At 35.9% G+C, this 18,524-nt stretch carries 15 protein-coding genes; 8 read left to right on the top strand and 7 right to left on the bottom strand.

What is annotated here, in order from left to right; all coding sequences use genetic code 11:
- The first annotated feature begins 98 nt into the window (after window positions 1-98).
- Entirely contained in the window at window positions 99-269 is a 171-nt protein-coding gene (locus tag AC4G3K_RS06425) for a hypothetical protein (RefSeq protein WP_491077001.1), read from the top strand.
- Between the two features lie 83 nt (window positions 270-352).
- Here the strand turns inward: AC4G3K_RS06425 and AC4G3K_RS06420 are convergent, their stop codons facing one another.
- Window positions 353-532, bottom strand: coding sequence for a hypothetical protein (locus AC4G3K_RS06420; RefSeq protein WP_491077002.1), 180 nt, complete (start codon window positions 530-532; stop codon window positions 353-355).
- Window positions 533-701: 169 nt separating this feature from the next.
- On the opposite strand from AC4G3K_RS06420, the gene AC4G3K_RS06415 reads away from it, so the two are divergent.
- The 3 genes from AC4G3K_RS06415 (at window position 702) to AC4G3K_RS06405 (ending at window position 2,770) form a co-directional block, all read left to right on the top strand.
- A complete protein-coding gene (locus AC4G3K_RS06415; protein WP_491132848.1) occupies window positions 702-1,016 on the top strand; it encodes a thioredoxin family protein in 315 nt (104 codons plus the stop codon).
- A 524-nt stretch (window positions 1,017-1,540) separates the two neighbouring features.
- The gene (locus AC4G3K_RS06410) at window positions 1,541-2,302 is read left to right on the top strand and encodes a threonine/serine exporter family protein (protein WP_491077004.1); all 762 of its coding nucleotides are present in this window, start codon (window positions 1,541-1,543) and stop codon (window positions 2,300-2,302) included.
- Window positions 2,303-2,314: 12 nt separating this feature from the next.
- Complete coding sequence (locus AC4G3K_RS06405) at window positions 2,315-2,770, top strand: threonine/serine exporter family protein (protein WP_491077005.1); 456 nt, start codon at window positions 2,315-2,317, stop codon at window positions 2,768-2,770.
- Between the two features lie 373 nt (window positions 2,771-3,143).
- Here the strand turns inward: AC4G3K_RS06405 and hemH are convergent, their stop codons facing one another.
- Complete coding sequence (hemH, locus tag AC4G3K_RS06400) at window positions 3,144-4,136, bottom strand: ferrochelatase (protein WP_491132847.1); 993 nt, start codon at window positions 4,134-4,136, stop codon at window positions 3,144-3,146.
- Between the two features lie 144 nt (window positions 4,137-4,280).
- Here hemH and AC4G3K_RS06395 point away from each other — a divergent pair, with 144 nt between their 5' ends.
- From AC4G3K_RS06395 to AC4G3K_RS06385, 3 genes are all read left to right on the top strand, one after another.
- Complete coding sequence (locus tag AC4G3K_RS06395; protein WP_491132846.1) at window positions 4,281-5,168, top strand: alpha/beta hydrolase; 888 nt, start codon at window positions 4,281-4,283, stop codon at window positions 5,166-5,168.
- A gap of 557 nt (window positions 5,169-5,725) precedes the next feature.
- Window positions 5,726-6,004, top strand: a complete 279-nt coding sequence (locus AC4G3K_RS06390) for a GNAT family N-acetyltransferase (RefSeq protein ID WP_491132845.1) — start codon at window positions 5,726-5,728, stop codon at window positions 6,002-6,004.
- A 398-nt stretch (window positions 6,005-6,402) separates the two neighbouring features.
- Window positions 6,403-6,933, top strand: a complete 531-nt coding sequence (locus tag AC4G3K_RS06385; RefSeq protein WP_491132844.1) for an NADPH-dependent FMN reductase — start codon at window positions 6,403-6,405, stop codon at window positions 6,931-6,933.
- Between the two features lie 1,551 nt (window positions 6,934-8,484).
- Here AC4G3K_RS06385 and AC4G3K_RS06380 read toward each other — a convergent pair.
- From AC4G3K_RS06380 to AC4G3K_RS06370, 3 genes are all read right to left on the bottom strand, one after another.
- Window positions 8,485-9,168: a Na-translocating system protein MpsC family protein gene (locus AC4G3K_RS06380; protein WP_491132843.1), complete on the bottom strand. Its 684-nt coding sequence runs from the start codon at window positions 9,166-9,168 to the stop codon at window positions 8,485-8,487.
- Window positions 9,169-9,697: 529 nt separating this feature from the next.
- The gene (locus AC4G3K_RS06375; protein ID WP_491132842.1) at window positions 9,698-11,554 is read right to left on the bottom strand and encodes an ABC transporter ATP-binding protein; all 1,857 of its coding nucleotides are present in this window, start codon (window positions 11,552-11,554) and stop codon (window positions 9,698-9,700) included.
- On the bottom strand, window positions 11,551-13,281 hold the full coding sequence (locus AC4G3K_RS06370; protein WP_491077012.1) for an ABC transporter ATP-binding protein: 1,731 nt from the start codon (window positions 13,279-13,281) through the stop codon (window positions 11,551-11,553). The genes AC4G3K_RS06375 and AC4G3K_RS06370 overlap by 4 nt, the downstream gene beginning before the upstream one ends.
- Window positions 13,282-13,808: 527 nt before the next feature.
- Here AC4G3K_RS06370 and AC4G3K_RS06365 point away from each other — a divergent pair.
- The gene (locus tag AC4G3K_RS06365; protein WP_491132841.1) at window positions 13,809-15,569 is read left to right on the top strand and encodes an ABC transporter ATP-binding protein; all 1,761 of its coding nucleotides are present in this window, start codon (window positions 13,809-13,811) and stop codon (window positions 15,567-15,569) included.
- A 154-nt stretch (window positions 15,570-15,723) separates the two neighbouring features.
- Here the strand turns inward: AC4G3K_RS06365 and AC4G3K_RS06360 are convergent, their stop codons facing one another.
- Window positions 15,724-16,950 (bottom strand): aminopeptidase, encoded by a 1,227-nt coding sequence (locus AC4G3K_RS06360; protein ID WP_491132840.1) that lies wholly within the window; start codon window positions 16,948-16,950, stop codon window positions 15,724-15,726.
- A 131-nt stretch (window positions 16,951-17,081) separates the two neighbouring features.
- Entirely contained in the window at window positions 17,082-18,383 is a 1,302-nt protein-coding gene (locus AC4G3K_RS06355; protein WP_491077015.1) for an NCS2 family permease, read from the bottom strand.
- Window positions 18,384-18,524 lie beyond the last annotated feature (141 nt).

Here is an 18,524-nt window from a genome sequence, read left to right as displayed (position 1 = left end):
GAAATTGGCTTGCTTGCTATTTTGATGTTGGGTTTATGCTAATTTAGTATCTTTGGAGCTGAAGTGAGGAACAAGTCAGTGAATTACATGACCGTACGGTGGAGTACAAGGGAACACCACTTAAAGTTTATTTTGGCAATCCAGCTGAAAAGGGCAGAGTTGAAATAAGAAAAAGGTCCAATGGATTGTCAGATGAGATGATAACAGTCCTAAATGAAATGGAAAGAACAACAGGTTCGTCGTTGGCAGAGGTTGGCACAGTTGAATGAAGATTTGGGGATGAGCTTTGGTGGTAAACAGGGTTTATTTGTTTTTTTGAAACAGTAAGTTAAGCCGCCGATTCTAATTAAACCTAAGTTTTCGTAGATGTTAGTTTTAGATAATGAGCGATATACAAGGTAAGTTGATTATTTAGTTCAGTCGTACGGTTATCGTATAATCCATGATTCTCCAATGATACTTTCAGCTTGTATCTTAATAGCTCAATAGCCTCTTCGGTTTCTTCTTTTGACATTAAATGTAGCAACCGCATAAAATCCCTCCTTTTTAAAAAGCCATAAGTCTATTGTACCAATTTATGTGAAAAAAGGTATAGGTTGATAAAAATATTGTTCTTAACAACATATAAATAAGCATTTAAAATGTATAAAATGTTAAAATTGTTTATTATGTTAATAGAGATATGGAAGGAGATTTAATATATGCAACACGTTACATCCGTGAAGGAATTTAATGAAAACATAAAGAGTGATACGTTAACAATAGAAATATTTACAACAACTTGGTGTCCAGATTGTAAGCGCCTAGATCTATTTATTGATGAAATAATCTCGGAAAATCAAGATAAACAATGGTTTAAAATTGATAAAGATGAATTTCCGGAATTGGCTGAAAAAGAAAATGTTATGGGGATTCCTTCTTTGTTGGTTTATAAAAAAGGAGAAAAAATAGCTCATTTACATAGTGCCAATGCTAAAACACCGGATCAAGTCAGGGAGTTTTTAAACACTCTTTAACCGACATTTCTATAACGAGGCTGGGACATAAGTATTTCAGTCGATGATAAATCCGAACTATTAGGTGATATTTTAATAAATATTTCGCCTAATAGTTTGGATTTTTATTTATTTTCAATAGATTGGTTACTACTGTATACCATTATTAAACTTAGTGGAATGGAACGGAAGCCACCGACTTCTGCGGGAACTAGAGGAATGGCTGAGACCTGAGCGAGGCGTAGCCGAGGAGGCTAAAGCCTTCCTCCCCGCGGAAAGCGAAAGGAGTAAGCGCGCAATGGAACAAACTTTTCTTCCATCTTAACTCTTTAATAAGTAACAAAGCCGATAAATTAGATATCGTTTATTTTTTCAGGATCGTTTATAAGTTATGTCCCATCCTCTTTAGTTAGGCTTTTTCAGTACTATAAAAATAACTTTGTGCTACCCATGTGTATAAAAAACATCTTATTTTCTATTTTGAAATAATTATTGTACAATATATAAGCATTGATTGATATTATGGGTGGAGTGAATAAAGTAAAGTGGCAGTAGACAAGAATAAAATTATTATTGATGCCAGTCTTCTGGCGGGCCGTATTATGCTTGAAAATGGAGCGGAAACCGGTCGGGTAGAGGAAACGATGGAAAGAATGATTAGTACTTCACTGGGAATAAAGCATGGTACAACACCATTTACATATGTAACGGTTAATGGAATTTTTGTGAATATTGGATTAGATAATACAAACTTTGTAAGAGTTGATAACCGGGATCATAATCTTAAAAAAGTAACGATGGTCAATCAAATTTCCAGGATGTATTCTGAGGGACGTTTGACAACCGAAGAAGTACTTTCGGAACTAAAAGCTATTGATCAAGATCCACTTGATTACCCTTTATGGATTAAGCTTATTTGCACAGCTGTACTGAGCGGAAGCGTTATGTTGATTATGAACGGGGAATTTATTGATTTACCTGCAAGTATGATTGGTGGTCTTTTATGCTATATTACGTATTTATTTTGCTTTAAATTAATGAAAACACCATTCATAGTAGAATATCTTGCAGCATTATTAGGAGGTATCGTTGCCTATTATATTAATAGTATAGTGGGGAGCCATTTAAATTCAGTAATGATTGGTACCGTTGCGCCGTTAGTACCCGGGATTGCTATGACTAATGCCATTCGTGATATGATGGCGAAACACTATCTTTCCGGTACGATCCGTTTAGTGGAGGCAGTATTCATTGCCGGGGCGATTGGCACGGGAGTTGCTACTGTCTATTATTTATTTATCAATTAGGAGTAGGGTAAATTGAATCAAATCCTTTTTCATATGGTTTTTAGTTTTTTATCATCGATATCCTTCGCTGTCATTTGCAATGTCCCACGTAAATCTATTCCTGTTGGTGGGCTTGTAGGAATGTGCGGTTGGATGGGATATTGGGTTTTAAGTACGGAAGGTTATGGGATTTTTCTATCCAGTGTGGTTTGCTCATTGTTACTGGCCTTTGCAGGGCAGATTTCAGCACGAATCTTTAAAATGCCGTTAACAGTCTTTTATGTTCCTGGCTTGGTACCCATTGTTCCGGGTATTACAGCTTTCCAGTCGTTTCGCCTGTTAATTTTACAGGACTATGATGGTGCATTAATCGGATTTTTGAATGTTGGCTATAGTGCTGTCGGCATTGCGATTGGACTTGTCATATCTGATATTCTCTTTAAGAGCAGTTTGTATGTTATAAAAAGTATAAAAGTAGTATCTAAATAACTACAGTGTAGCAGCGCGATTATGATCGCGCTGTTTTTTATAGGGTAACTTATTTATTTTATTGAAATAAGGTGTCATGCGATTTAAATAGAGATGGATTCAGTGGAAATGACTTGAAGCGGTTATGATTCAAACTTTTGCAGAAGTGAAGATGTTGTTGGTAATAGAGTTTATTAGATGAAACGGCATCGGACCGTGGCGAAGATTGGAAATGGTCTATGCCTGGATATGGAAGTGGAGTGAAAATTCTCTGATTTAAGCAAATTTACAAATATACGAACCAACCGTGTTAAAGGATGGTTCGTTATTTTTAGCAATAATCTGTTTTATTCTATTTGTATTGGTTTATAATATGATATAAATGGTACTTATTTCAAAGATTTAGAGATTGTTGATTATCTATATAATCATCAAGATAAGGCTTAATGATATCGAGTAGGCATTTAATAAACAAGGGGTCGTCATTTGCTGCTTCTATGTAATGATATTTTTCACCGCCATTTTCCATAAAAATGGTACGGTTCTCAACTTGAAGTTCTTCCAATGTTTCTAGACAATCAGCTATGAAACTTGGAGCTAGGATCTGTATATTTCTGTAACCACTTTCTGCAAGATGGCGCAATGTATCACTGGTTGATGGTTCTAACCAAGGTTCCTTGCCAAATTTGGACTGATAGCTCGTGATAAAGTTATAATTTGGTAGTGCGGTTTTTAATGCATGAGTTGTTTTTAAACACTGATACGGATAATCGTCACCTTCTGATACATACCTTTTAGGTATTCCGTGGTAGGAAAGAACGACTGCATCAGGATGTCCATGCTCATTTGTGCATTGCTCAATTCGTCTTTTTAATAATTGGATCCATAATGGATGATCTGGAAAGTCACGTACGAAAATAACTTCCGGGATATCTCTCCAAGTGGATAATATATGGTTCAAATGATCCCAAATAGAAGCTGTAGTAGTGGATGAGTATTGCGGAAATAAAGGTAATACTATTAATCGTCGCATACCCCAATTATGCAGCTTTTCTAATTCATCGTCTAAAGATGGTTGCCCATAATTCATAGCGAGTGACACTCTAATATTAGAATGAGAAAAATATTTTTCCAATTCTTTTTTTTGTTTAATTGAAATCGTTAATAAAGGTGAACCCTCTTCTGTCCATATGGATTGATAGAGTGTTGCAGTTTTTGGTGGACGAGTTCTAAGGATGATTCCATGCAGGACGGGCATCCATTTCCATTTAGGTATATCAATTACCCTTTTGTCGCTCAAGAATTCTTTTAAATAGGAGCGTACAGAAGTCGTTGTTGGTTGATCTGGTGTACCTAAGTTAACTAAAAGAATCGCCGTCTTTTCCATAACTATTCTCCTGTCCTAATATGTTATTGTCATAATTATTTTAATATATATATACTTTATTGTACAAAAACTTTATGTACAATCAGGAACAGTTTAATTATTTTATAATTGGTTTGCAGTCTTTTGAATAAAGGGGTGTGTACATTGCTTGTTTTTAATCAAAAAATCCTCGTAAAAACCATCCGTATGATGGAACGTAAAATGATACAGGCCTCCTCTTTGAAACCTAGGATCAAACCTGAAGTTGAAAGGGAGGAGCGGTTAATTGAAACGAGTTTTGGCAATACTCGCGTCCTTACGTATCGGCCAAAAAATCAGGGGTGGGAGCCATTACCAGTCTTTGTGAATATGCACGGAGGTGGTTTTGTTATGGGAAGTGCTGAATTGGATGATGCTTGGTGTCCTGTGCTTGCAGAGCGAGCTAGATGTATCGTCGTAAATATCGATTATCGTCTGGCACCAGAACACAAATTTCCGACTGCTTTATATGAATGCTATGATATTGTGAAATGGCTTTATGAAAATCCTAATGTGCTTCAGATAGATAATAAGCGAATTGCAGTTGGTGGTCATAGTGCAGGTGGTAATTTGGCTGCTGCTCTATGTTTGTTGAATAAAGAGCGGGAGCAAATTCCTCTGGTAAAACAAATTCTGGATTATCCCCCGCTTGACCTTGCCACTGACCCAGATTTGAAATTAAAGCACCAAAAGGCTATACCACCAAGATTGGCTAAGTTATTTAATGAATCCTATTTAAAATCAATGAAGGAAGCCGAGAATCCATTAGTCTCTCCTATCTATGCGGAGGATATGGAAGATTTGCCACCTGCCTTGATTATTACGGCTGAATTCGATTCACTTGCAGATGAAGCAGATTATTATGCAAGTCAGCTAGAAGAAGCAGGGGTTCCGGTTGTAAAAAAGAAATTTTTAGAAGCAGCTCATGCCTTTACACATTCAGGTGATTTGGAACAAGCTGAAGAGGCGTGGCAATTAATAAGTGATGAATTGAAGAAGGTTTTTTATTCTTGATTTTAGATCGATTTTTTTGAATTCAACCATCAAAGGTCCAGAAATTGAAATCGTACAGTACGTGTCAGTCCAATTCGCTTAGAATTGGACTGTTTCTTATTGGGTAGATTAATGCACATAATCTAGCAGGTTAGCAGAATAGGGGAAGTGATTAAAAGAGATAGGACCCACTATTCAAATGACTGATTATACTATTTATTATTGTACTAATTAGTATGTCAATGACCTGGTTATACCGACTATCCATTGTCACTTATAAAAAATAAATATATTAAAATAATAATTTCTTTAGAAATAAAAGATTAGTAATGTTCATATACTAATAGTGAGTCAGAAAACTTAATCAGAAATCAGGGTGATTGTCGATGAATGAATACAAGGCGATAATTGATTGGTTATGATTGGTGATTAAAAATCTCTTATGTAATCTTTTACTGAACTTCTGTTAACACTATTTTGGCTCCTTCCTGAATATGGTTATTTATCAACATTCAAACAGCTATATTTATTGTTTTTTCCGGATTTGAAATAATGATAGATGGGAGGGCGATTGTAGCATGTCCAACTTTATAGATGATTTTTATATTGCAGTTGGCGGAAATATTGTTGCTCAAATTGAATTTGTTGCCAAGGAAAAAGAGGAAACTGCACAAGATGTCATTATCATTAACCATACATTAGTTGCAGATTGCTGTCGGGGCAAAGGATATGGAAAGGCGTTAGTAAACCGGGTTGTTGGGCATGCGAGAAAAGAAAATAAATATATAAGGCCTATATGCCCCTTTGCTAAAAAGATTCTTGAAAATGGGGAGGAATACCAGGATGTTTTAAAATAGTTTCATACACTTTCGAGAATCTTTTTTTCGCCTTATTTGAAATAGTAAGGTCTTTTTTTGTTTACTGGATAATTGATGAACTGGCCATTCTAACGGATAAAACGAGTTAGTTTTGATATAGAATAATAAAAACAAAAGGATCTATGTCACCAATCATCATTTCCTAGAATATATTCCATTTGCCATAGCGTTAATAAATGGACTTAATAATAGTATTGGATGAAATTTTCCCAGATAAAGCTATTTTACCTTTTTCCATCATTTTATTGTTAGCAACTATCTTCATGTAGAAATCCTCCTAAGAAAAAAGAAACAATCGATAGTCAATTTAAGAAAAAGAATTTTAAAAGTATGGTGAGCAGAAAATGGTTATACAAATAGTGGGGGGTGAATAGATAATGAAAATAATTGGACTTTCTGGTTCCATAATTGGTGAAAAAACACCGAAATCTGTGGAAGAGGTTTTGACTGCCATTAAGAATATCGATAAACAATTAAATATAGAATTAATAGATTTAAGAAAATATAATGTAGAGTTCGTAAGAGGGATTCCTTTAACATCCTATAATCAAGATACGCAAACTGTAGTGAATAAACTGAAATATGCGGATATTATTATCATTGGTACACCTATATATCAGGCTTCGATACCAGGTGTATTAAAAAATCTATTTGATCATTTAGCTCCTGATTATTTTAAAGGAAAAGTGGTTGGAGTCGTGACTAATGGAGGCTCAGATAAACACTTTTTGGTAACAGAATATCAATTAAAGCCCATCTTATCCTACTTCAAAGCGATAATCCCATTTAATAATGTATTTCTACATACGAGTTGCTTTGGCCCCGGCAATAAAATTGTAAATAAAGAGGAGAGCAATAGAATTCTAGCTTTAGCACAGGAAGTCATTGATTTGAAAAAAATTCATTGATTATTATGCTTATTGATTGTTTTCGCTTTAGTATCTTTTTACTAATTGCAGGTTCCTCATAACCAGGAAATCAGAAATGAAATCATCATCTCAATATTAAGTATTTAAAAAAATACCGAGCTGTAGTTTGGTAGTAAGAGTTGAAGACTTAAAAATTCAAAAAATGAGGTTTTTAGGTATAAATAAGGAATAAAAAATAAGAGATTGATAAAGTAACCAACTGTCCAATCTCTTATTAGGTCAGGTTTGATTGAAATTAATTTTAATTATCATAAGGATATGAATAAGTCGATAGGTTTTTTATTGAGGGTTTTTCTTGATTGATATCCAATGTCCGAAGTTTCATAATTAAATTTACGCGGCGTCTATAAAAATCTTTGTGTGATATGGTCTTATTATCATAGTACATTTGGTAATTTTTTCTTAACTCATTCAATAAGTCATTATATTTTTCCTGAGCACACACTATAGCACCTTCTTCACTCGTGATGTTATATTCCTATAATAGCAAAAAGATTCAGTAAATTCATTCCTTAAATTTTTCCATATTCAAAATAGTTTGTTAATTTAAAAAGAGCGACTATAAACGGAATTTGATAAGAGTTATCATTGAACTTGGGGATATAAGCATAATATATAGATAATAGCGTTATGGACATTAAGAATAGTTGCCTAATAATTATGAAGAGGGGCGGCATGAAGTCACGCGCTGCCCTTTAATCTTCTGTTTGATTGTGGCATTCCCGTATTTATTTATAGGACAGACAGAGTTAAGGATCAAATGAATAGGGAGGGAGTATATGCTGGATGGTGTTTCCCGACATATACTCCTTAAATTGACTGTGTTTCAATTCCTGTAAGAGTCGACTTAACTTTTTTCAGACAAGTCATTTTTAATGTTTAAAGACGACAGCGGACCTATTTAGCCTGGAATGATTGTTGCAAAGGAATATGAGAGGGGTGTAGGGTAGGGTTTTACAAAGAGAGGAAGGGTATAGCTAAAGAATTTCAAGAGGCGGCTGCTTATATGGTTAGATAGACAATCTATAAATTAAAAGAATTTGTCTCAATGCAAATAGCAGCCAATCAGCTATTCATATCGGTCTATAATTTGGTGCCGTGTATAATATGTCCCGTAGCGAAACAAAATTTTCATTTGTAATTGTTGCTCATTAAAACTAAAATGATAAATCGTATTTGTTGGATAAAAATCTTTTTTATAATCAATTGACAAAGAGTTTGCAACATTTTCGATATAAGGCTCAATTTCCATCCGTTTAATTAGGATCTTGTTGCTCGCTAAGTTTTGTTTCTTAAATGAATCAATCTTGTCTAGCAGTTTATTTTTTATTTGTATGTAATCTTCCATATCTATAAGTATCCATCTCCCTTTGATGATTTTCCCCATAAAAAAAGTCAGAAAAGGACAAGTGTATCATTCCTTTTCTGACTTATGTATGGTACCATGCCCACTCATTGCTATCAGGTTAAAATTAATTTTAAATTTGAATAATATTTTATCACAGATATTATGTATTGTCAATCAACCAATTAATTTAGCAAGATAAAAATAATATAGCTCTTATCTTTTTCGAAATTCCAAAAGGTGAATTCTTCGATTATTTTACAGTTTAAATATTTCTCGAATGTGCTTTTATGCTCTTTTATTAGGCTTTTCTCCAAGTCTCGCTTAGCAATCATCAACTGCTCTTTAAAACCCAACTTAATGAGTTCCTTTTCAATTGGTACCAATATACCTTCTCGAACAAGCATCAGCTGCCGCTTATTCAACATTGTTGAATAGGTTTCTTCTGGTACCTTTTGAGCGAGCTTGCTTACTTTGGCTAATTCCTGCTCGACTATCTCTCTATTTCCATAGTCACTGAAACTGGTTGCTGTTCTTGACAGGGTAATAATAAACATGCCTGTCGAAGAAGGCAAATTCCAATCATAAAAGAATTCATCTACTTCAGTTCCTAATGTTGCTTCGATGTAGGAGGTAATGTCTTTGATTATGGTTTCCATTAGAAGATCTCGGTTCTTCTGAACGTAAACTGCACCATCCTGATTGGCTAATAAGGATTTCTCCATTGGGGAAAGGAAATTGGAAAGATGCACGGCCAGATAAGGCGAGGAAATCGTACAAATGACGTGGCTGGGACCTCGTCCGAAGGTTTCTCTTAGTACACGTCCTATATAACTGCTAATATCTTTCTCGGTAATTGTTTTCTCCAAATCATACACCTCGGAATTTACGACTTTCTTATCATTTATCCTTAAGTTGTCCTTTTAAAACATCAGATATAGACTAAACTCATGTGTAAATATGCTTATGTAACTAAGAACACCTTTATTACAAAGATTTAGTATACTTGAGATAGAGATGGAAGCAATAGGGATGGATTATGGGTATAAAGGAATTTTTTGTTTATCACTTTATTACTTACACTAAAATGAACTACGGACTGATTATTTTGAACCAAATTATACATTATAACATTTCTAGAGGTCATACATAGACGAGGATTTTATACGGAATTAGTATAGTAACTATAAGAGAATATCTGGATCTAATTATCAGAGAAGGGAGTCTTAAATGGTCAGGCTACTAGAGTTCACATATTTCTTCATCGCCTTTATGCTGTTAAAAGCTATGCAGACATATTTGACTTCAATAGATTCCACAGATACGAAAACTCCTAGTTATTGGGAATTTTTTAACAAAGCTGCCGAGGAAATATCTAATCTTCTCGGCAGCTTCTGTTTATACAGCTTCTTGATCTGAAAATTGGCTGTTATAAAGGTCCGCGTAGAAACCATTTTGTTTCAGTAACTCGTCATGGGTACCTTGTTCAATAACGGTACCTTTATTCATAACCAAAATTAAATCTGCATCTTTAATAGTGGAAAGGCGATGTGCAATTACGAAGCTCGTACGGTTTTCCATTAAACGATTCATCGCTTTCTGAATATAGATTTCGGTACGCGTATCGACACTGCTTGTTGCTTCATCCAATATTAAAATAGATGGGTTTGCTAAAATGGCACGGGCAATCGTTAGTAATTGCTTTTGACCTTGTGAAATATTGGAAGCCTCTTCGTTTAACTCAGTTTCATATCCTTCAGGTAATGTTCGGATAAAATGATCGGCATGAGCTGCTATGGCTGCTTCAATTATTTCTTCACGGGAGGCATTTTCTCGTCCATAGCCAATATTATCGGCTATCGTACCATTAAAGAGCCATGTATCCTGAAGAACCATACCGAATAAACTGTGCAAATCTCCTCGTTTCATTTCTTTAATATCGATGCCATCAATTAAGATGCTCCCGCCATTCAATTCATAAAAACGCATCAATAGGTTTATTAATGTCGTTTTCCCAGCACCGGTTGGCCCAACAATGGCTACTTTTTGACCTGGTTTGACATCAAGATTCATGTCTTTGATCAATAGCTGATCCTGCTTATACCCAAATGCAACATGATCGAAAACGACATGACCTTCTGGGGAGGAAATCACTTTTGGATTCTCAATTTCTGCTACTTCTTCTTCTTCATCGAGCAATTCAAAAACACGTTCTGCCGAAGCAATGGTGGATTGAATGATGTTTGCTATATTCGCTGTTTGTGTAATCGGTTGTGTAAATTGGCGTGCATATTGTATAAATGCTTGTATATCACCAACTGTTATTCTGCCATTTGCAACGAAAATACCGCCAACTACGCATATGAGCACATAGCCAATATTGCCGACAAACTGCATAAGAGGCATGATAACACCTGATATGAACTGTGCTTTCCAGGAAGATTCGTACAGCGTTTCATTAATTGCTTCAAATTCCTCTTTAGCCTTTTCCTCTTGACCAAAGGCTTTTACCACTTCATGACCAGTATAAATTTCTTCTACATGCCCGCTTAAATGTCCAAGTGATTTTTGTTGCCCTGCAAAATAGGTTTGAGATTTTTTGGCTACAAATACAGCGATGAATCCACTTAAAGGTAATGTTAATAAGAGAATACCCGTCATAATTGGACTGATTGAAAGCATCATAATGATGACACCAATAATTGTCACTACACTTGTAATAATCTGTGTTAAGCTTTGCTGTAAGGTAGTACTTATATTGTCAATATCATTTACAATTCGACTTAATGTTTCTCCTGTTGTTGTACCATCAAAATACTTTAAAGGGAGCCTGGATACCTTTGTTTCCGCTTCTTCCCTTAATGTAAATACTGTATTCTGAGCAACGCTTGCCATAATGAATTGCTGAATAAAGGCAAAGAGTGAGCTGAATAAATATAGGCCTCCAAGTATAAAAAGAATCCGTACAATATATTCAAAGTCTATCCCGGCACCTGGAATACCTGACATCTTTGCCATAATACCTTCGAATATTTTGGTAGTTGCTTTTCCTAGTACTTTTGGACCGAAAATAGTGAAAACTGTACTGAGTATAGCGGCCAGTAAGACAGTTAAAAGTCGATATTTATAAGGTGCTAAATAACGAATTAAACGTTTTAACGTTCCCTTAAAGTCTTTTGCTTTTTGGATTGGTGCTCCAGGGCCGCCAGGAGGACCAAATCCTGGATTCGATTGTCTTCTTGTCATTTTGCTCATGCAATCTCCTCCTCAGAAAGCTGTGACTTAACTATTTCTTGATAGGTTTCACACGTTTTTAATAAATCTTCATGTGTTCCAATTCCCATAACTTGCCCTTCATCTAAAACAATAATGCGATCGGCATCCATAACCGTTGATACGCGCTGGGCAACCAATAAAACTGTCCCTTCTGCAGTTTCGCTTTTCAGCGCTTTACGCAGCTTAGCGTCCGTTTTGAAATCAAGTGCAGAAAAACTGTCATCAAACATATAGATTTCTGGTTTTCGAACCAAAGCTCTTGCAATCGATAGGCGTTGTTTTTGTCCTCCTGAAATATTGGTACCGCCCTGGGCGATAGGAGAGTCAAATCCTTCCTTCATATTGGATACAAAATCATAGGCCTGGGCGATTTTTGCAGCATGGATAATTTCTTCATCATTGGCATTTTCATTCCCATAAAGAATGTTTTCTTTTACAGTACCGGTGAATAAAACGGCTTTTTGAGGCACAAGTCCAATTCGGTTACGAAGCTCATCTAATTTGTACTCTTTAACATTGACTCCATTCAGGGATATACTTCCTTCAGTCGGCTCATAAAAACGCGGAATTAGTTTTAGTAATGAGGATTTACCGGAACCTGTTCCACCAATAATAGCTGTGACTTCTCCTGGACCTGCGCTGAATGAAAGATCTTTAAGAGCAGGTTCTTCTGCACCGGGATAGCTGAATGTAACATCTTTAAATTCAAGATAACCTGTTTTGTTTAGGTTTACTGTATCTTTAGTTGGTCGATCCTTAATTGTTGGCTTTATAGACAAAACCTCATTAATACGTGCGGCAGAAGCGGAAGCACGAGGAATCATAACAAACATCATGGAAAGCATAACCATTGAAAACATAATCTGCATGGCATATTGCATAAAAGCCATTAAGTCTCCAACTTGCATATCTCCATGATCGATACGGATTGCACCGAACCAAACAATCGCAATAGTCGTATAGTTCATAATCAGCATCATAAACGGCATAAGAGTAGCCATTAATTTATTAACCTTTATAGTAGTATCTCTTAATGAGGAATTAGCCTTTTTAAATCGGTTCTTTTCAAAATTTATGCGATTAAATGAACGAATAACTCGGACACCTGTTAGATTCTCACGAAGAACACGATTTACTCCATCCAATCGGATCTGAACCTGCTTAAAAAGAGGAACCCCTTTCCAGATGACAAATAGAATAACTCCGACAAGAATGGGAATCGCAAGAATGATAACCCAGGATAGTTCGGGATCCTTCGAAAAGGCCATTATAATGCCACCGATAGCCATTAAGGGGGCCATAATCATCATTCTCAGAATCATATTCAGTACTACCTGAACCTGTGTTATATCATTGGTTGTTCTTGTAATTAACGAAGCAGTACCGACTTGTCCAAATTCATGTAATGAAAAATTCTCTACATGGGAGAATACTTTGGAACGGAGATTTTTGCCGAAAGACATGGATACTTTTGCACTGAAGTAACTTGCTGTCACAGAGCAAAGAGTACCTATAGCGGCAACCAAAAGCATAAATCCGCCAATTTTCCATATGTATGGTATGTTCTGATTAATAACACCTTTATCGATGATGTCAGACATCAATGTTGGTAAAAATAATTCTGATAATGCCTGTATAAATACTAATGCGAATATAAAAATAATCAGTATTTTATACGGTGCTAAATAGCGAAGTAATTTCCTCAAAGATTTTACATCTCCTTAATTCTGATTTTCATGAAAGTAAGTTTCTGGCTATCAACCAATCCTATGTATCCCTCGAGCTGAGTAAAAGTTTGATATAGAGGAACAAGTGTTGAACTCGCTATAGATTCGCCTTCCTTTTTTTATCGCGATGACCATGCACATCGATTCTGCGGGTGATCTTTGTTTGATGTCTTACCCTTACCTCTAAAACGAAAGTGTGCCTACTAGTTAAGAAACCCAATAAAAGCAAATAAATTATATTTATATAATATATGCAAGTCAATATACCTATTCAGATTCAAAATGTGTAAAATATGACAACGATAGAAGGGTACTGCCTATATTAGCTTGACTAGGAAGAAAATCGGAACAACAATGGAAATTTATGTATCTGTAAATGTATAATGAATCAGAAGCGATTTTGGACTTATTATAAATTTGAAATTTCCACCTAAGAATAATTTGTCTTTATAGAGATTCTTCGGTAACGTTAAATATGAAAGTCAAGCTTAGGAGGAAGCAAGCTTATGAAAGAAAGAAAACAGAAGGGGAGTTATAAACGTTTTTTTCGGTTATTGCATGCTACTAACCCTTCGTATGGAAGACTGGGTTTTGCGCTAGGTCTTAGTATAGTGACTACCCTGATAGGATTGTTAATTCCTTTGTTAACAAAGGAAATAGTAGATGGTTTCAGCATGTCCTCACTATCCAAAAATCAAATATTTATCATTGTATTCGTTTTTATCACTCAGGCAGCATTAAGTGCTTACGCTACTTATGCCCTTGGTTATAATGGCCAGAAAATCATTGCAGGTCTTCGTGATTTATTATGGAAAAAGCTGATTAAGCTCCCTGTATCTTATTCAGATAGGTATGGTTCAGGGGAAATGATCAGCAGATTGACGAATGACACAATGGTTGTGAAGGAATTAATCACCACTCATTTAGTAGGGGCAATTACTGGAATGATTTCAGTCATTGGATCCATAACCATATTGTTTATCATGAACTGGAAATTAACCCTGTTAATTTTTATTGTATTCCCTATTGCGGCTATGATCTTGATTCCAATTGGCCGAATTATGCTCAATATATCGAGGGAGACACAAGCGGAGACTGGGAAATTTACCGGCATATTAAATCAGGTATTACCTGAAATTCGTCTGGTAAAGGCTTCTAATGCAGAAGAAATTGAATACAATAGAGGATTGGCAGGTGTGAATAGGCTATTCCAATTGGGGTTAAAAGAAGCAAAAACTCAATCTCTTGTTTCTCCGGTTATTACATTGGTTCTAATGGCTGCTCTAGTCGGGATTATTGGATATGGAGGAATGCAGGTGGCGAGCGGGATAATAACCGCTGGTTCACTTGTGGCTTTTATTCTGTATATTTTTCAAATAATTATGCCAATGGGGCAAATTACTACTTTTTTTACTCAGCTGCAGCGTTCGATGGGAGCAACCATGAGGATAATTGAAATTTTAAGTGAAAAAGAAGAAGAATTATTTAGTGGAAAAGAATTAGTAAAAGCAAATGATGACATTATTTTGAAAGATTTATCATTTGGATATTCGGGAGATTCTTTAATCCTTCATCATTTAAATGCAACAATCGAAGCGGGAAAGGTAACAGCAATTGTTGGGCCAAGTGGCGGAGGCAAAACCACTTTATTCAAATTATTGGAACGCTTCTATGAACCAAGCGAGGGGATCATCCTGATTGGTGGAATACCAATCAATCATTACACTTTGCAATCTTGGAGAAACCATATCGGGTATGTCTCTCAGGAGAGTCCACTATTGGCCGGTACTATACGGGATAATATATGCTACGGATTGGAACGGGAAGTGACCGATCTTGAACTGGAAAATGCAGCAAAAATGGCTCATGCACTTGAATTTATACACCAATTGCCAGAAGGATTTCAAACAGAAGTAGGTGAGCGCGGGTTAAAGCTGTCAGGAGGACAGCGCCAACGAATTGCGATTGCAAGAGCGTTATTGAGGAATCCGAGTATTTTAATGCTGGATGAAGCTACATCAAGTTTAGACAGCGAGTCCGAACAAACTGTGCAGGCTGCCTTAAATAAACTAATGGTGGGAAGGACGACAATCGTTATTGCCCATCGTTTATCAACCGTTGTCGATGCTGATCAATTGCTATTTATAGAAAAAGGTGCAATTACAGGTAGGGGTACACATGAAGAATTAATGCAAACTCACAAGCTCTATCAAAAATTTGCGACACAGCAATTAAAAATAAATGAGGATTTAAAAGAGAAGGCGTAATAAGAGTATGTGGTTATATTGATTTTGTTTAAATCTTAATGAATACAATATAATAGTAACAGAAGAGCAAAAAAACGCTTAGAGGATGGTTCTCTAAGCGTTTTATTTTGTTTATGTAAAGAAGTGGGGGTGATTTAGAAGTACTTTACAATAATCAGAACGCCCAATTCCCATTACGGAAGATTGGTTCACGGGTTCCGTCCGGCAATTCTCCGTCAATATCCATTTCAGCAGAACCAATCATGAAGTCTTCATGTACTTGGCTGATATTAACACCATATTCATGCAATTGTTCAGCATTCATTGCCTCTCCACCTTCAAGGCAAAATGGATATCCAGCGCCAATAGCGAGGTGGTTTGATGCATTTTCATCATATAACGTATTATAAAATAAGATATTTGATTCAGATATTGGTGAATGATGAGGGACCAGTGCGATTTCACCCAGGTATCTGGCGCCTTCATCAACATTAATAAGATGATTTAAAAATTCCCCACCTTTTTTCGCCTCCGCATGCACGATTTTTCCATTTTCAAATGTCAAGGTGAATTCATCAATAACATTGCCGCCATAAGCTAATGGCTTTGTGCTCGATACAGTGCCATTCACACCCGTTTTTAAAGGAATCGTAAATACTTCTTCTGTAGGCATGTTCGCAATGAATTCCTTGCCGGTAGAGTCTTTCGCTCCTGCCGCACACCATTTATGTTTTGTGGAAAGTTCAATTTTTAAATCTGTACCAGGTGCTTGATAGTGTATGTATTTATATTTTTTGTTATTTAAATAATCAGCTTTACTTATTAATGTTTCAAGGTGCTCTTCCCATGCTTGAAGGACATTTGCTTGATCAACACGGACAGAAGAGAAGATGGCTTCCCATAATAAGTCTATACTGTTTTCTTGTCCTGGAAATATTTTGTCTGCCCATCCTGTACCTGCAGCAGCGACAACTGTCCAGCTGATTTTATTGGATTGCATAGCCTCACGTAAATTATTCAGAGCCTTACCGGCTACCTTTTGAAAATTGGCGATCCGTTTTGAATCGATTCCATGCAGTAAATCTGGATTTTGGGAAACGATTGTTATAAAGGTTGCACCTTTCTCAACCATTTCATCTCTGCAGGCAGATATCCAGGATGGGAATTCCGTAAATGCTTCTTCAGGTGCCAGCAAATATTTAGTACGGTTTACTTCTTCGTCACTCCATTCCACATAAACATGCTTTGCCCCTGCTTCATAGGCTTTTCTGACAAGTTTACGTGTAAACGGTGCAGTTTCAATAGTTGATATGATGAACACAATTTGATCTTTTTGCACATTGGCCGCTTTCTTAACAGTCAATTCAGCATAACGATCTAATTTTTCTTCAAAGGTATTCATGAATAGACCCTCCCATAAATGATAAATACTATAAAAGTATATCATGTGAATATCAGAAAATACTAAATATTAAAAAGGGTATAAATATAGAGCTGGATTTACAAGCAATCCAGCTCTATATGTTCTCTACATTAATGTCCTCCCAGGAAGACTAATTGAATAAGGAATAGTATTCCAAAGATGTAAACGAGTGGTGGAACTTCTTTCGCTTTGCCACCAACTAATTTCAAGATTGGATAGATAATAAATCCAAATGCAATTCCAGTAGAGATACTTGAAGTTAAAGGCATCGCAAGAATAATAGCAAATGCAGTAAATGCTTCATCAAATTCAGCCCATCTAATCTTTGATATACCTTCCATCATAAAGCACCCAACAATGATTAAAACCGGGGCTGTAATAGAAGCTAAGTTTGAGATAGCTGCAATAAACGGTGAGAAGAACAACGCTAAACTGAACAATATTGCGACAACAACTGCTGTTAAACCTGTACGGCCACCAGCGGCAACACCTGTGCTTGATTCTACATAAGCAGTTGAAGGACTTGTACCAAAAGCAGCACCAACAGTAGTGGCGATGGAATCACCAAGAAAAGCTTGCTTTGCTCTAGGGAACTTACCGTCTTTTAATAATCCGGCCTGTTCTGATACAGCCACCATAGTACCTGTTGTATCAAAAATAGTTACAAGTAGGAAAGAAAATACAACGGCGTATAATCCATTAGTGAATACACCACTGAGATCTAAATCAAAAAATGCTATTCCCTCTGGAAGTGAAGGGAGTAATTGCTTGGCTGTAAGGTCCAGCATACCGGTAAAATAGCCAATAATCGCTGTAATAATCATTCCAATAAATAAAGCACCTGGAACTTTTCTAACCATAAGAATAAGAGTGATGAACAGTCCTGCAATAGTTAATAGTGGAATAGGGGCTGTTAAATCTCCCAAACCAACTAGATTGCTTTCGTTAGCTACAAAGATTTGTGCTTGCTTAAATCCAAGAAAAGCAATGAATAGACCAATACCTGAAGTAATTCCATACTTAATAGAAAGAGGGATTGAGTTAATAATCTTTTCCCGTAAATTACTAAAACTTAATAACATGAATAAGAGTCCAGCGACAAAAACTGCGCCTAGTACTACTTGATAGCTAAGCCCCTGTGTAGTGACAACAGTTGTAAAATAAGCATTAATTCCCATGCCTGGTGCGACAGCGATTGGATATTTGGCATATAAACCCATTATTAACGTACCAACGACTGCCGAGATAATAGTTGCAATAAATACTTGATTAAAGGGGATTCCTGAAGCGGAAAGGATAGCCGGGTTAACAATTACAATGTAAACCATCGTAAAGAAAGTAGTTATACCAGCTAAAACTTCAGTTTTAACAGTAGAGCCACTTTGGTTTATTGAAAAAAATTTGTCTAACAAAATAATACCTCCATCTATTCGTCTGAAAAAGACGAACGTTTTTAACAACATTTATTATAATATTCGTTTTCCGAGTATTTTTCAACCATAAAATAATATTTATATTAATTATTTGCCATTAACCTCCATAATATGAGGATT

The organism is Bacillus sp. z26, assembly GCF_058313635.1.
This window is presented reverse-complemented; position numbering and strand designations above follow the sequence as displayed.